Genomic DNA, 15,879 nt, shown 5'->3' on the forward strand with positions numbered 1-15,879 from the left:
GGCTTTATTTCCTTAAGAAGCGAGGCCATATCTTTGTAGAACAAGAATGTTTTATCGAACTCATATCGACGCCTATTTTCAGATAGCAATAAGTTCCAAATACCACGCGCTGTCGCGCCAAACTCTATGAGTTTAGCGTCTTGTTCTGGCGTAGGATTCAGTCTGTAATTGTATCTAAGCGTCTTGTTCATATACTGTATGGACTACTGTATATGAAAGGGTTGTCAAGATGGAATATGAAACCAAATCACACTGCAACTATCTAATAGCGTTACATTTAATCTTAGTTGTGAAATATAGAAGGCAATTACTACAAGGTAACTTAGGTGAATGTGTAAAACAAAAAATCTCTGAAATTGCAGAGCGCTCAGAATTTAATATTGAAGAGATCGAGGTAGACAAAGATCATATACACATATTGATTACGATTTCCCCGACCATTTGTGTTGCGAGTTATGTCCGTAGAATTAAACAATCAACGACACAAAGCCTATGGTCGAGATTTAAGTGGTTGAAAAAGCAATTCTGGATTGAGAAAACCTTTTGGTCTGACGGGTATTTTGTTTGCTCAGTTGGAAATGCTTCTGCTGATACAATTCGAAAATACATTCAAGATCAGGGCTAGTTATTCCGATTCATCCCATCGACGCCGCTTCGCGTCGATCAATGGGTTTTCTCGGAAAGATTCGATAAATGTTCAAGAGGCAAGTTAGTAAAAAATTGAGGGCTGAGTGATAAAGGTCGATTGGCAAAACCGAGTCCATTCATGATCATGCCTTTTACGGCTTCACCAGGGGTGATTTCTTGTTTATCGTCTTGAGGTAAGTAGCGATCTAAAAGGCTGACAATTTTTAAGTCTTCTATAACAGCAGAAACAATACCGTGATGGTCTAACCGTTTAATTTTTAGATTCATATACACCTCAAAGTTGAGGTGTTATTTTATCAAATTAAGGAGGTCTAAGCGCTTAAATTAAATCGAAATTTTTGATATTGGTCTGATCAATGTCTGATATAGAGTACTTAATTGCTTTTTAGGTAGAGCAGCATAATGTAGCTTGCCTTATGACCGTTAACTTAAATCCTAAAGCATGACCTCGCAGCGTGTACTAAATACGCAAATCATTGAATTTATTAACCTTATACCAATTCGCTTAATTAAGTGAGCTATTTTGAGGCTGGAAAAACGTGTTGATAGCCAGGTAAAAAATTCGCTATTTAGTTGTTCTAAATGAGAACTTTTTAACGCAGGTAGCGACACGTTTAGTCCCGCAAAATGATTAAGTATTATTATCAAGACGAAGCATCAATTATTTAAAAAACAGACATAAAAAAGCCGCATTTCTGCGGCTTTAAATTTACACTAGGACATCAGTCCGTATGTATTACTAATAAATTAGTTACCGCCAGTTGAACCAGTAGTAGTTGAACACTCAAACGAAACAGATGCTGATTCGTCAGTGTCATCAGCAGTTACTGAAGCAGTAAGTTTTTCAATTGAAGCTAACTCACCAGAAAAAGTAGCTGTTAGTGAATAAGTTTCACCACTAACTAAATCGTTTAATGCGTAGTTACCAGCGCCATCGCCCATTGCACGTTTTGGAGCTTTACCGTCACGGTTGTAGAATACAGCAGCGCCTGAAGCAACAAATGATTCTGCACCATTGCTACAAGTACCGTTAATTGCAAATGACTCTGATACGTAAGTTACAGGGTTTGCAAGTGCAACATTAATGTCACCACATACAGCAACTTCTGAAGCTGATTCAAACCAAACGTTACCATCAGCATCTTTTACTGTAACTATTGCAGTATCATCAGTAGATACGTTATCAGCGATAACTGCAAGATCATCGGCTGTAATTCTGTCACTGCCGTTAAGGTCATCTGAACTGTATGAAACAATTAAGCCTGACGCAGGGATAGCATCACCAGTAGCTAAAATTCGTATAGGTGCAGTACATGCTTCTTTAACTTCAGTCGCAGCATAAAATGTTAAGTGATTAGTTTCAAAACTTGCGTTGTAGTAGTTGCCAGAAGCAACTAAGCTCCCTACAGTTACCTTTTGTGTTTCTGCAGACCAAACACCCGTATCTTCATTTTGTGAAGAAAGGCTTAGCTCGTCGCCAGGCTGAACACCTTTGCTCGCAGGAATAGCCATTGAAACAGTGATAGGTTGTGAGAATTTTTTAACTTTCACGCCAGCGTCGTTTGTCATTTCAACACTTGCAACGCCAACAGGTTTAAGTACAGAAGTAGAACCTGCAGCATTTAAGCCTTGTGGAGTGATTGAAGAACCAGCAGAAGTGCTTGTATCAGCAGCCGTCACTTTTAATTTTAAAGTGCTACCAGTAATCAGGTTATCTTCAGCATCTTTTAAAGTAGTGCCAGCAGGAATTTTTACACTTGCTGTCGCTTTCCCTTTATTTTCACCAGAAGATGCTTCGATATCGTCTGCTGAACTACCACCAGAAACTGCAGCATCAGTGCTAAGACTAGCCACACCGTCAGTATCTTGAGAAACAACTGGTAATTGAACGTCAACATCACCTTCGCTTAATTTAGCTAGGTTAATAACGTAACTTTTAGTTACATAGCCATCAGCGCTTACGATTGCTGTAACTTGAGAAACGCTAGCGCCGTCTTTTACTACAAACGAAAAACTACCATCTTCCAAATCCATTGAAGTAACAGCGTTACCATCTAAATCAACTAAGTTTGTAGCAGCTACACCAGCTTCTAAAAATGATACTTTAGCAGCAACAACATTAGACGTAGCGCTATCTACAACGCTACCTACAACAACAGATGTAATTTCAGCGGCTGCTTGAGGAGGTACCACAACAACAACTGGTGGTACAACTGGAGCTACTGGTTCGTTATTATCTTTGTCGCTACCACAACCACTTAAGGCAACAGCTGAAGCAACAGATAAAGCCAATAGTGATTTTTTATTAGTAAACATAGGGAGTCCTTTTATTTCCATTTCAATTAATATTTTAAGTTTATAGTGGATTAAAAAAAACCACTAATGTAATACTTAGTAACATCGTAATTATTACGAACTATATTTTAGTCCAAATTATATCCAATTCTAGTACATTTTAACAATATATTCTTAATAAATTAGTGAACTAATTATGCAATTAGATACAAAAAAGCGCCACTGTGTACCCAGATATCATATCAAAAATAAAATATAGATCGATAAAAGCACAACAAATGTGAACTATTAATTAATAAAGTTACTATCGTTCTATGTTTTCTAGAATAAAATCAAGTCTCAATTAACTCAAATATAACACTTATTAACTAACTTAGTTAGTGTTGAATACACTTATATAGGCACTAAAAGTAGCTTTAAGTGACTTATCTGTAAAAATAGTCACTCATCTAAAGTATCGACTATTTAACTATATATGAAGAAAACAAGTCATATATTTATGTATGAACTCAAAACTAAAATTATATCGATACTTCATCACAGAGCCGCTAATGGTGTTACAGGCTCATGTTACTAGTTGTAATTAATAATAAACTACCTAGCGACATCGCTTCGCTCTTATCACTGGGTTTTTCCACAATTTACTGAAAAAGCACACAACAAAAGTAATGCACTTTTAAACTTTAAAATAACCCAAACTATTTATATTTTATATAAACATCTTTTAGCCTAGATAAATTGCCGTAGATGTAATCGCTAGACATACGTCCCTGGTTTAAAAAAGTTTTGTCTAAACTAATTGCTGTACTAGGCGTATAGCCTTGGTTAAATACCAATTGGTTATGTGACTCACCTATTTGAGTGCTCGCAGTATGTCGCCAAGCCTCTGCGCCTTTAACTTGACCAAAACGGGTTACGTTCATATCTTTTCGTGGTGTTAACGGAATACTAAAAGCAATACCCACTTTTCTTACTGCAGTATCTTCTAAAAATAATGACAAGTAACTATCGCCAAACCAGAAACGACTTTCTACTTTAGCGCCCGTATCTTCACTCCAGAACTCGCCGGCTGTTGCATGTAATGTTATGTTTTTCTCAACCCAATTGTACTGATACGACAGTGTTTTATAATCACGATTACCTTGGTAATCTTCATATTCAAAGTAGCCGACGTTAGCTGTTACTTTGTGACGACCGGCATCGCTTAACCACGTTGTTTCATTGGTTATACCTGTATAGTCGTAAGTTTCTTTAAAGAAACCCACTTGTGTTTGGTTATACAACCCAAACGGTAGCTCTAAAGTTTGATAAAAAACTGCACGGTCAATTCCTGTTTTTTCACGTAAACGCCTAAAAGGCGCATCTTTATCAAAGTCGTCGCTATTAGCGACATGTACTTGGCCACCCGCCGTTACACCTGCGCCATACCATAGAGGGATGTCTATATCTGCACGCAACGCAAGTGAAAAGTCGTATACACCCAGCTCAGTCGCATAACTATTTGTTAAAGCAGGGCCAAAAGTAACACGAGGCTTAAAGTAAGGGCTATTAGTACGAGTTAAACCGACCCACGTAACACCTTTTGGCATTACTAAAGCACCCTTTGTAACATTGAGATCGGGAGTTAAGTTGCCTTCAATAAACTCACGGTAGTTATCAACTTGCCCGGTAATACTCATTAATGGTATGTCGTACTTAGCAAGCACAACATTAAATTGAGCATTAGCAGGTGTAATATATTCAGCTATACGCCCTAGCACCAAACCAAATGCATCAATATCATTACGGTTAAATATTGAGTTTTCAAACTGAACTATTATTTGATTTTGCGAGTTAAAGCCGACAAGTAGATTTTCAAACCCATCTTGCGCTAACTTAGCTTTAAGGGATGAAACTTGCCTATTAACATTTTTTGACGCACTATTTTTTTCAGTATGGTGCTGTACAACATGACGTGGAATATCGTGAGTAGACTGAACTTCTAACGCGTTATTTTTAACTGCTGATTTTTTTGCTATTAAATACTGTGGATCAGGGCTATTGCCCCCAATACTTTGTTTCTTTACAGGCTGAGGTGCAGGCTCGGCAGATGCGTGTTTAACACTGCTGGTTAGTGGCGTACTAAAGTTAACACCCCAATAGGTACTTTCCTCATCAAAATCACTACTACTATAAAATCGGCTCGTTAACGTCAATGTACCGACATCATAAAGCCACTTTTTAGGGATTGTGATACGCGCAGCTGCATTTTCAGCCTCACCATCGTGCTCAGCTTGCAAAGTAAACCAATCAAAAGGTTGCCATTCAATGCCTGCAAAAGCACCATCCATTTGCCCTGTTAAGCGCTCACTTTTAGATATACCTGCACTGAATCTAAAATCACCGAGTTCTTTAGAGGCTACCGCATAATACGTTTCATAATTATTAGCAGCGCCACCAACATCTTTAGCGCCAAACGCTAAGCTAAACCAATTTTTAGGAATGTACGGTATTTGATATTTAGCATTAAATGAAAGATCACGTGTTTGTCCGCGCCCTTCAGTATAAAACAAATTATCGTTCATGGAGTTTGCAGCTATTTGGCCACTCACTTCAAGGCCGTCAAATAAACCCGCTGAAAATATATAGTTGTGCCCGTCTTCGTACTTACTGCCACGAAGATCCAGTTGATTATTGTAACCGATATCAATTATGCCAGTGTCTAACACCTCTGCTGTAGGGGTATTAATTAACCCTGTGTAGCCATTGAATGACTGAAAACTAGCTAACTCGTCGGCTGCAAAGGCCGGTAAACACAAGGTTGCTAAACCACCCACAAATAAAGGCCTAACTCTGTACATAATATAAGTCCGTGTCATTAATATATAATTTTTTACATTAACGTCAATATAACATACCCACCACTTAAAGCCTTAGATTTACTTTATAAAATTATGAACTTTTTAAGTTTCTTTGACGTTGGCGTTCCTCAAATGCCTTACTTCAACTTATCTTTTTTTCTCTTTTAACTATTCAATAATCAGATGTCCACCAAACGTATGGTATTCATTAAAGAGGTGATCATTTTTATAAAATTAAAGTAATTGCCCGCTTTTAATAACCAGCAATGCATTATTAGGAAATTACCACCTACAAAACCTTCTTTTGCTTTAAGGTTATCGGAGTGAGTGTGATCGCACTAGGCGCACGCCTGACTCCAATAAGCGAGATTTACTTTGAATATGGCTTTACCCGCTTGGTAAGCTTTATATTTGATATAGGTCCCTATGATGTGTCAGCCAGCATTTAGGCCGCTTTGTTTAATTTAGTTGTAAAGAGATGATTTAGATCAACAAAACTAGAGATAGACTAATAGATACTGCTCTTATGACTGTAAAAAATATCATCACAAAGTTATAACTGTGTGCCATGAGGCTAAAAGCTTAACAAAACCTACTTCACCCATTTCTCTAAACGTTATTTAAATTACGAAAAATGATTTGTAACTAAATAGTGAGTATAATAATAGATAAGTGTTATCAGTTGTTTGTTAGAATTGAAGATACTCGTTTATTTTAACGAAACAAATCATGGATTAATCAAGGCTGAACGAACTTTCTCATACTATAAATAAGTACTAGTCAAAATTTCAATCGCCTAACCGCCAACACAAATACTGTTGGTTGATCAGCTCGCGTAGCCTCATAAATTATAAAAATGGAGAGCGCAAGTAATTACTTCTTTCATTGAAACAAGTAGCCTTGCCTAAATATAATGAATAACGACGGTTCTAGCTTTCTTCTGTATACCTTCGCCTTTTTATGCTGTTGTTTATTTCACTCATCAGCACTGGCTACGACCTCGATACCTGTGCAAAAAATCCAAGGAAACGACGTAATCATTGAACAGTTCAAAATGGGTTACTTTACTGATTTAACAGAAAAAATGCAGTTAAATGAAATACAAAAACAAAACTTTCACATCTCTTCCAATAGTATTTCACTCGGCACAGCCGCTAAAGTAACGTGGGCAAAAATAGAACTAGAAAATTTAGATAAAAAAATACAAAAAATCTATCTCCACCACCCTTATGCATACCATAATCATAAAGTAGAGCTTTATGAAGTTATCGATAACACATTAGTCCGTGAACGCATTCTTGATATGGATAATCCTGCAACATTACAATGGATGTACCGTGGTAGCGCCGTTTTTGATATAGAATTACAAAATAAAAAAACGTTATATATAAAAAGTATTTCCTTCTCTCACCAATGGTTTAGCCTTAACCTTTACAATGAAGATCAGTCTAAAAGAGCCTTGTTGGGGCAATATACCGATATCGCGCTGCTTGTAGGGATGATACTTGCACTTATTATTTATAATTTTTTACTTTTTATCTCATCTCGTTTAAAAGAGCACTTCTATTATTCATGCTATCTCGTTTGTGGTGGTTTTTGGATTGCACTTTCATATGGGATGTTTGCCGATTTCTTCAATATCTTTGGCTCCATTACTTTGAAATGGCATCTATCATTAGTCGCAATGCCAATATTTTTAATATTGTTTATGATCAATATTTTCGAGACTAAAAATAAATACCCAATTGAACATTGGGCACTTATATCGATTATAGCTTTATTAACTATAAACTTTATTTATGGTTTATTTGATATTGTAACAGCCCTTAAGTACTCAAGTTCACTTGCTGCTGTAATGATGGCTGTTAGCCTCTCTGTCAGTTTTTCTATGTTATTTCGAAAACACCCCATCGCACTGTTCTTTTTAATAGGTCATGGACTATTTGTCATCTTTAGTATTTTGGCTGTCTTCTTTTACAAAGGAAAAGCGGAATTTAACTACATCAACAGTCACGGTGTAGGCATTGGTATTATGTTAGAGGCCCTCGTTCTATCGCTTATTATCGCCTATAGAATTCGAATATTAGAGAACCTAAAAATAAAACAAGCGGATCTTCAATTATTAGCATCAACAGATCCTTTAACACAGTTATTTAATCGCCGTCATTTTAGCCTTGCTGCAACGGAGTTATTAAACAAAGCAAAGCAAATGCATAGCCCTATCTCTGCTATTATTCTTGATATAGATCATTTCAAACGTGTTAATGATACTTATGGGCACGTCGCTGGCGATAAGTCGTTGAGGTGTGTCGCGGATATTATTAGACAACATTGTCGTAAACACGATTTATTAGCCCGCTATGGAGGCGAGGAGTTTGTTATTCTTATGCCGGACACAAGCTCAAGTCAAGCCTATGCGCTAGCAGAGAAAATGAGACAAACATTAGAGCACACTGAAGTAAGTATAAATAAGAGCTTATCTATTCGATTAACAATGAGTATTGGGATCACAGACGTTAAACCTGACAATATAGACTTAGATGATGTGATTAATCAGGCAGATAAAGCGCTGTATATAGCAAAAAATAATGGTAGGAACCAAACCCAGCTATCTACTTTTTAATCATGGTAACTATCTGGTATGGCAGCTCACTTTGGTGATAATGCTTCGTATTCAAAATCTAATAGTTCCCACTATTAGAAGAAAACACTCCCCTCCCCGACAGTCCCTATACAGCAAGACTTTCCGCCAGATTTAACTTTACATATGAGACATAAAAACGTCTGAATTTGGCTATTTGAGACACTTCCACCTCGCAAAAGTCTGAGATAAAAATGTGTAAAAATACACATTCCATCTGCCTGAATACCGAAAAGAGTATACCTGAAAAAGTATCTATAGTTGCTGAGTAAGGGCATGTTAGGCCGGGTTAAAAGCTCGAACTGTGAGTGATTTTTTGGCATTTCGTTAAATACATAAAACCACCTTTTAATTCAATATTAGATCTCCCCCTATGCATCAGCAAAATCAGTTAAAACCGCCCCTCAGAAGGTAATTTAATTTTATTCTTGCTAAAAATGAGAAATAGAAACTAAATTATTAGTACTGCAACGTTAAGTTTTACATATCGAATATAGTACTAAATCACGGCTGTGAGAGGTGTCAATTACTATGGATAAAAGAACTGAAGCTTACCTATTCTACGAAAAGTATAAAGCTAAACCGATATCAAGTTGGAAAGGCGCGACTAAAAAGCAAAGGTTTAAATGTGAAGCTATGCTTGATGGTAATCAGTGCGGCTGTATTTTCGAAAATTCGTACTCTAAGTTGATAGTTTTTTTCAATCGTTGGAGAAAAAAATTAGAGGGCCATGATTTATATGGAGTGATGTGCCCAACTCACCGTAAAGCCTTTGCTAAAAGCAGAACAAAGTATGCCTATTATGAAAACATGAGCAATTTTGGTCTTGTAAAATTAGCGCTAAAAAACAGAGGTAAAGGAAAGATTTACAAGCACTGTAACGACAATGTTCATTACCTAGAAATGTTACGAAGAAAAAATGAGGACGGTTTAACACTTATAGATCTCATTAACGAACACCTTGGGGCACGGCGATTGCGTCCAGAATTACAGCACTATACTTTAGATGATTGGCGCGCATACCTTAAAATGAAAAAATTTTTTAATAAATCAGAATGGAAAAGGCTGGACTCGCACACTCAGATGCTTTGTCATAGACAGGGCTATATGCCTCAGTTAACTAAAGAATTTTTTTCAACAAGTCTTATTTTTGAATCGCATACACATGCTGTAATTCATTGCGCAAGCTATGCTGAACTTGTCTTTGCGAAGGTGCTTGATGAATTACGGTTGGATTATAAAGCTCACCCAGAATGGCCATTTTGGTTCAAAAATGAATCCTATAAATGTAAAGCTGATTTTATCATTATCCTTAATGGTAAAGTTGTTATGGTTGAAATATGGATGTTGCGAAAAGATCTTATATCAAAAGCTGATTTATCCGATGAGCTTTTACAAAATTACCTTCAAAGAAGAAAATACAAAGAATTAAAAATTAAGGAATGCGCTGAGTCCGCATATGATATTTTTATAAATGTTGAAGCTAGAATACTTAGAAATGATGGTTTAGAAGCTTATTTAATAGAAATTAAGAAGATATTAAAATCATTAAACATTAAAAATATTGAATGTATCTCCCCTAGTTTATTTACTGATGTTGAAAAGTTACTCTTTAAATTAAAGATATTAGACGTTGAAGAGTTGATAAGTTATGCCAAATTAAATAACTTTCATTATTTTACGCAATTTGATAATCATCTAGAAAAATCGATACGAAAAAATCCTGAACTCCAAAACAAGCTAGAACGGGCACTAGCTAAGGAGTTTAATCGAGTCCCAAATTCTCGGTTTTTTGTAGACCCACCAGTAGCTGACATTATTTTATTTGTTAGTGCAAGAAAAGAACTTCATAGTAAAGAGGCTTATATGACAGCTCATAGCAATGGGCAGCTACCAGATGGCTTTATGGGAAACCCTATTGCTAAATACCCGGAGCTTAAGAACTGGCGGCAATTATGGGGCGAACCACTACTAGTAAGTTACACTGAAGCAAAACAAATCGTCAGCAATTTACAGATAAAGGGGAAAACTGATTTCACACGCCGACGCGTTAAGGTCAAAAAAAGTTTAGACAAAAATGATCCTGATTTTGAATTATTAAAAATACGTGCTAACCCTGGTAATCATATATCTGGAGGATATGACGAATTTACAACATGGGATGAATTTACCGGCGATACAGATGCAATTAAACAAAAGTGCCGAAAAATAGAGCTAAAGCAATTCTTAGATATAATTCAAGGAGGTGAATTGATGGAAATAACCAATCAACTTACATCGCTTAGCTTTTCATCCCCTACTGAATTGCGAAAAATATTAGGTGAAAAAGCGAGTGATGCTTTAGCATATTTGAAAAATGCCGCATTCATCGATTTAATTCTATTTGGCAAAACAAACAAGCACATTAAAGATCTAAATATACTTGTGAGTTATGTCCCTGAGAGCGCCTATGTAACTGAAAATGAGTGGCAAAAACAAAGAAAAGTACATATTGCATATCGTCTATTCCCATCAAAACTAGGGAGGCATGTGATCTCAGGTGAAGAGGTCTCATGGAGTAAAGTTAAAGGTATACTGAAAAAAAAGTCAGACAATAGAACACCTATAGGTGAGTGGTTTTTATCAAATTTAAAATTACTTGAGCAGTTAACTAATACAGAACCTGTCACATATTTTGTGTAATTGCCTAGTTTAAATAACATCTTTCAAACGGTATTTGAATCCAGCTAAAAACTATTAGCGACCATTTTACATTAAATTCGCGCCAGCTTTGCCTTAAATGCCCGCTCGAAGAGCAAGTGATCTAGCTTGCGATTAAAAACTCTCGTTTTGCACACAAAAAAATAGACAAGATACATGAAGTTTTTACGAAAACTAAAACTTTCCAAAATTATCGTTTAATATGATAGTTAAAATAGGCTCGTCAGGAGATAATTTATGAACGCAATACAAATAGCCACTTTATTAGTTTTAGCTATATCTGTAGTGACTCTCGTCACCGGTTTATACGGCCTTAAAAATAGTAAAAGATAGTGTTTTTTTATCTAATTAACAATGTTTTCCAGCTTTGATAACGTATAAGCCGACATACGTATTTCGTGTCCCAAAACCGTATGTGATTCAGAATATTAGTAATTACATTGCTATATTATTTTGCTCACGGCTATGCGGGTTAGCTGCGCATGCTAAAGGTAGTTGTCATTAATTATAGTGAGTTACTAATGAGTACGGTACAAAATAAAAGTACAAGGCACGACTTTCTCAATGTCGTCACACTTGGTAAATTAAATACACACTCAAACCCTATGGCTGAAATAGCCATAGTTAAAGTAGGCTTAACAACAGCCGGTTTGCGTACTTTTTCTACTTTAATACAATGGGAATTGAGTACTTTAGCAAAAGTGTTGGGCACAACTGAGCGAACTTTGTTATGTAACAAAGATAAGCCCTTAAATAAACAGATCAGTGAGAATGCGATAGAAGTGGCACGATTATCAAACTTTGGAACTGCATATTTCGGCAGTATCGATAATTGGAATACATGGTTATACACACCCAATATTCAATTTGATAATCAACCTGCGCGAGCAATAATGAACAGTATCCGTGGCCGTGAATTAATACGCAGAGTCATTAGCGGGCTACAGCATGGATTTACAGCGTAATAGTCGTTTATCGGATAGGCGCTAAGCAATATAACAACCCCTGTAATTGTCTTTCAGTATTGAACGCCATAGTGCTAAACCCGTTGCCTTGCTGATTATACCGTCTCTAAACAACAATCGGGTATGCTTGAAAAGGCTTCGGTTTGTCATTTAAGCCGCATATTTTCATATCTAAAGCTATCTTCTCATCTGTTTTTAATCACGTAACTGCTTTATGTGGGGCATAAAAAATAGCACTGCTCAAAAAAGCTGGACTTGATTGGGCTACAGCGAAAACTTTTGAAGATTCGCTAGTCATTCATCTTGCGAAAAATGTGGAACATGGGGAAGTAGCTGGTCTATTTGGTTACTCATCGAGGCAAGTAGTAACAGATAAGTACAACGGTAACTTGCTGCAATTATCGGACGCTATCAATAGCGTGTATTCAAGAATTAAAGTGACAGGACATTAGGAATGTTGAAAAAGTTTAAGTTCATAAACAATCAATCAAAAAAAGAGTTTCTAGCGTTGCCCGATAAAATTCAAAAGCGCTTTGCAAGTGATTTAAACGCTATCTGTCAAAATAAAGAGCCATTTAGCAAGTTCAAGCACTTAAAGGACAGTGTAGGTATTGGCGCGGTTGAACTAATAGAAAACGGCAGACCAGCATATAAAACGATTTATGTTGCTAAATTTGCTGACAATGTTTTTATTTTGCACTCACTTACCAAAACTACTATCGGGGTAGATAGGCAGGCAATGGACACTGCGAAGAAACGATACAAATTAATGGAAAAAGAAGTTAAGTGACACATATCACTACTTGAATATATATCAACACTAATATATAGTGATTATAATTTGAACAATAAGGTTGTTAAGATGACTCTTGAATACTCAAATATCTTTGATGCAATCACAGAAGATAAAGCAGAAGCCTCTGAACTACAGACGCGCTCAGATCTGATGATTGTTATTCGTGACATTATCAATGCTAAAAATTGGTCACAAGCCGATGCAGGGGTTCAATTAGGGCTAACTCAACCTCGTGTAAGCGATTTGGTAAATGGCCGAATTGATAAATTCAGCATTGATAAGTTAATGACTTGTTTATATAGAATTGGTTTTCGTTTCAAACCATCCTTTACAGATGATCAGTTAACAATGGCTGTTGAAGCCGTTAAAACACACTAATTGGAATAATTAATCAGGGAATACACATGGAATTGACATCGCGGATTCAAATCTAAAGTGCATAACGTTTAGATGGGTAGTGTTTAGAAATTAAGAGCTTTCTTTTTTAAACTGTATACCATTCAGTGAACCGGAAATTGCAACATCGATACCACCATCACCAATGCGAGGGTGTAACTAATTTACCTGTTTCGTCCTAAAAACTTTTCTAACTTTTGCTCCGCTACTTTATCATCTAATGATAGAGCCTTATATTCATCAATAAGCTTTGTTAAGCCTGAATTTTTTTCACCACGAAAATATTCAATATTACGCTCTATTTTCTTTAAAATATTAATTAGGCTAACATCATTAACGAGTGAAACATCTTCTTTGTCAGCAAATAGGTTTTTCTCTTGCGGGAAGTTCACAAAATAACGTAAACCACGTTTACCTTCACCTGACGGGTAAAGCAAGCCATTATCAACCAATGATTTTAAATCCCTTGTTGCGGTTGCCGGTGGCGCTCCTGTAATAGCTCGATATTTCTCATTAGTTAAACCATCACGCACAAAGCCATCAGCGCCTACAGTGAAGATTTTTTTCATCACCTTCTCTTGGCGTTGGTTGAGTTTGACCTCTCCATATTCAGCCCAAAACTTTGATTTTTGCAATACAAATTCAACGGACTCAAGCGATTTATCTTGCGACATTCTAACCAGCTCAACAAACCACGCTATCCATTCATTAATTTGTAAGCTGGCATTGGTATTTCTAAGCTGTTGATAATATTCCATTCGATTAGTATTAATCATGATCGACATACTAAAAAGTGGCGGCCTCGAAAAGTCTTGAAATAACGCATGCTCGGTTATGGCTCTACCAACACGGCCATTACCATCTTGAAACGGATGAATAGCGACAAACCATAAATGAGCAACGGCTGCTTTTATCGGGCCTGAACAATTGGCGTTGTTATACCACTGTATGAAAGCATCCATTTCATGTTCAACCTCAGTGCGATTATTACCGGGTGCTTTGTAGATGATTTCACTATCACCGTATAAGTCTTCTCTTATTATATCAATGGGCGAGTCACGGTAATCGCCTTTAGTAATAGGGGTTACATAATAATCTTCACTACCGTGCAATAGCAGCGTGTGCCAATGGCAAAGTAAGGTTTTAGACATAGTACTTTTAATGCTTTTGCGCACATCAACAAGCATCGCCGCAATGCCTTTTTCTTTAGGGAAGTAACCACCACGCTCTGGCTCTTTTAACCCTAGAAAACGAGCAACCGATGAGCGCACCTCTTCACGATTAAGTTTTTCACCCTCAATGGCACTGGTGCTTAATGCTTCTTCAACCAGTAAGTGGACAAATGCATCATTATGGTCATTTGACGGTATTTGCGATAATGCCCCTTCGACGCTGTAAGCTTTTTTCGAATACTCGCTGACACTTGCCTCAAAGCGTGTCACATCATATTCGAATAGAGGCCAATTTTTTTGTTGCCAATGATACATGTGATTTAAACTCTTGCATTTTATAAATCAACTTATATCGAATTATGATTTAAAAGTCCACACTTTATGAATCATATAGAAAGGGGTTTTGATTTATAGAGTGAAGATGTATGAATCAAATTAATCCTTTTGGGCAGGGTTGGGTTATTTAAACGTCCGCTTTGTAAACATGTTCAAACCGTCGTTAATGGTAGGACCATCTATGGATAGTTTAAAGTTGCCTGTCAGGTGAAGTCCAAACTTATTCACATAATCCTGTTAACACCAAGCGACATATCACAATGCCTGACATACTGGTGTAGCTAATATGTTTCTTACATGGCATTGCATTACGTAATTCTTATTTGTACTAGCATGAATTAAAAACAGAAGTTTAATTCCGTTTTATTTGTTGAATAACTACAATAACAGAACTATACCTCCCTTTTGATCATAATTATTATAATTTTCGGAAGCATATTTCTGAGGTATTTATGAGTGTAATGTTCCAATTGTTTCACGGTGGTCAGTGGCATGATGCTGCTGAATTAACGTTTACAGGTGATGAAATGAGCTCTAAAGTAAGGCTCACTTACTTTACGGAATATCTGTTTTCTTTAGCGGATAATGACTGTATTGATAACAGAGCATGCTCTGTTAATGCATCATTGAGTATTATTCCGACAGACTATCTAAAATGGCCTGCTCTTTTGGATGATTTAATGCCTGTAGGAAAATCTCGCTCCTGGTGGTTACGGCGCTTAAATGTAGCGCATGAAACACCTTTTAAGAAAAATATCACTTTGTTAGAAAACGCATGTAATTCTCCTGTAGGCAATCTTCGAGTTAAAGAATCAACAAACAAAGTATTAACCAAGAATCATGTACTTTACTTTGAAATAAATGACGTTGTGTCTTTGCAGTATGATTTTTTAGAATATGCCAATGAGCAAGGTGCCACAGTTGGAGGGGCAACTGGTGCAGGCGGTGTTGCTCCTAAACTACTGTTAATGCTTGTCGAAGATAAAGTATATATAGATGGCGACTTTGTGCGTATTCTCATTACTTTGATCACCGATTCTCATCAGCTTTGATCGCTTGATTTATCATTTTGTAGAGCCATTTTTAAATT

12 protein-coding genes are annotated in these 15,879 nt (G+C 36.6%); 7 read left to right on the forward strand and 5 right to left on the reverse strand.

The window, feature by feature from the left end:
- Nucleotides 1–191 (reverse strand): helix-turn-helix domain-containing protein (locus GQR55_RS17890; protein WP_166421673.1); only part of this gene is annotated, 191 nt, incomplete at its 3' end.
- Nucleotides 192–229: 38 nt separating this feature from the next.
- Between GQR55_RS17890 and tnpA the strand changes: the two genes are divergently transcribed.
- Nucleotides 230–625 (forward strand): IS200/IS605 family transposase, encoded by a 396-nt coding sequence (gene tnpA / locus GQR55_RS17895; protein WP_166421674.1) that lies wholly within the window; start codon nt 230–232, stop codon nt 623–625.
- 38 nt (nt 626–663) lie between these two features.
- Here the strand turns inward: tnpA and GQR55_RS17900 are convergent, their stop codons facing one another.
- The 3 genes from GQR55_RS17900 to GQR55_RS17910 all read right to left on the reverse strand — a co-directional run bounded on the left by GQR55_RS17900 (nt 664) and on the right by GQR55_RS17910 (nt 5,783).
- Nucleotides 664–915 carry a DUF4277 domain-containing protein gene (locus GQR55_RS17900; RefSeq protein WP_166421675.1) on the reverse strand — a complete coding sequence of 84 codons (252 nt, stop codon included), beginning with the start codon at nt 913–915 and terminating at the stop codon, nt 664–666.
- A gap of 480 nt (nt 916–1,395) precedes the next feature.
- Nucleotides 1,396–2,964 (reverse strand): hypothetical protein, encoded by a 1,569-nt coding sequence (locus GQR55_RS17905; RefSeq protein WP_166421676.1) that lies wholly within the window; start codon nt 2,962–2,964, stop codon nt 1,396–1,398.
- Nucleotides 2,965–3,641: 677 nt separating this feature from the next.
- Nucleotides 3,642–5,783, reverse strand: a complete 2,142-nt coding sequence (locus tag GQR55_RS17910; RefSeq protein ID WP_166421677.1) for a YjbH domain-containing protein — start codon at nt 5,781–5,783, stop codon at nt 3,642–3,644.
- Nucleotides 5,784–6,792: 1,009 nt separating this feature from the next.
- Between GQR55_RS17910 and GQR55_RS17915 the strand changes: the two genes are divergently transcribed.
- The 5 genes from GQR55_RS17915 (at nt 6,793) to GQR55_RS17935 (ending at nt 13,263) form a co-directional block, all read left to right on the forward strand.
- Nucleotides 6,793–8,406 (forward strand): diguanylate cyclase, encoded by a 1,614-nt coding sequence (locus tag GQR55_RS17915; RefSeq protein WP_206012135.1) that lies wholly within the window; start codon nt 6,793–6,795, stop codon nt 8,404–8,406.
- A gap of 549 nt (nt 8,407–8,955) precedes the next feature.
- Nucleotides 8,956–11,106 carry a hypothetical protein gene (locus GQR55_RS17920; protein WP_166421679.1) on the forward strand — a complete coding sequence of 717 codons (2,151 nt, stop codon included), beginning with the start codon at nt 8,956–8,958 and terminating at the stop codon, nt 11,104–11,106.
- A gap of 539 nt (nt 11,107–11,645) precedes the next feature.
- Complete coding sequence (locus GQR55_RS17925) at nt 11,646–12,089, forward strand: antitoxin Xre/MbcA/ParS toxin-binding domain-containing protein (protein WP_166421680.1); 444 nt, start codon at nt 11,646–11,648, stop codon at nt 12,087–12,089.
- A 454-nt stretch (nt 12,090–12,543) separates the two neighbouring features.
- Complete coding sequence (locus tag GQR55_RS17930; RefSeq protein WP_166421681.1) at nt 12,544–12,879, forward strand: type II toxin-antitoxin system RelE/ParE family toxin; 336 nt, start codon at nt 12,544–12,546, stop codon at nt 12,877–12,879.
- Between the two features lie 72 nt (nt 12,880–12,951).
- Nucleotides 12,952–13,263 (forward strand): helix-turn-helix transcriptional regulator, encoded by a 312-nt coding sequence (locus GQR55_RS17935; RefSeq protein ID WP_166421682.1) that lies wholly within the window; start codon nt 12,952–12,954, stop codon nt 13,261–13,263.
- Between the two features lie 182 nt (nt 13,264–13,445).
- Here the strand turns inward: GQR55_RS17935 and GQR55_RS17940 are convergent, their stop codons facing one another.
- On the reverse strand, nt 13,446–14,768 hold the full coding sequence (locus GQR55_RS17940) for a DUF4172 domain-containing protein (protein ID WP_166421683.1): 1,323 nt from the start codon (nt 14,766–14,768) through the stop codon (nt 13,446–13,448).
- 482 nt (nt 14,769–15,250) lie between these two features.
- Here GQR55_RS17940 and GQR55_RS17945 point away from each other — a divergent pair, with 482 nt between their 5' ends.
- On the forward strand, nt 15,251–15,841 hold the full coding sequence (locus GQR55_RS17945; RefSeq protein ID WP_166421684.1) for a hypothetical protein: 591 nt from the start codon (nt 15,251–15,253) through the stop codon (nt 15,839–15,841).
- The last annotated feature ends 38 nt before the right edge of the window (nt 15,842–15,879 follow it).

It is taken from the genome of Pseudoalteromonas sp. Z1A8 (genome assembly GCF_011378855.1).
GTDB lineage: Bacteria > Pseudomonadota > Gammaproteobacteria > Enterobacterales > Alteromonadaceae > Pseudoalteromonas.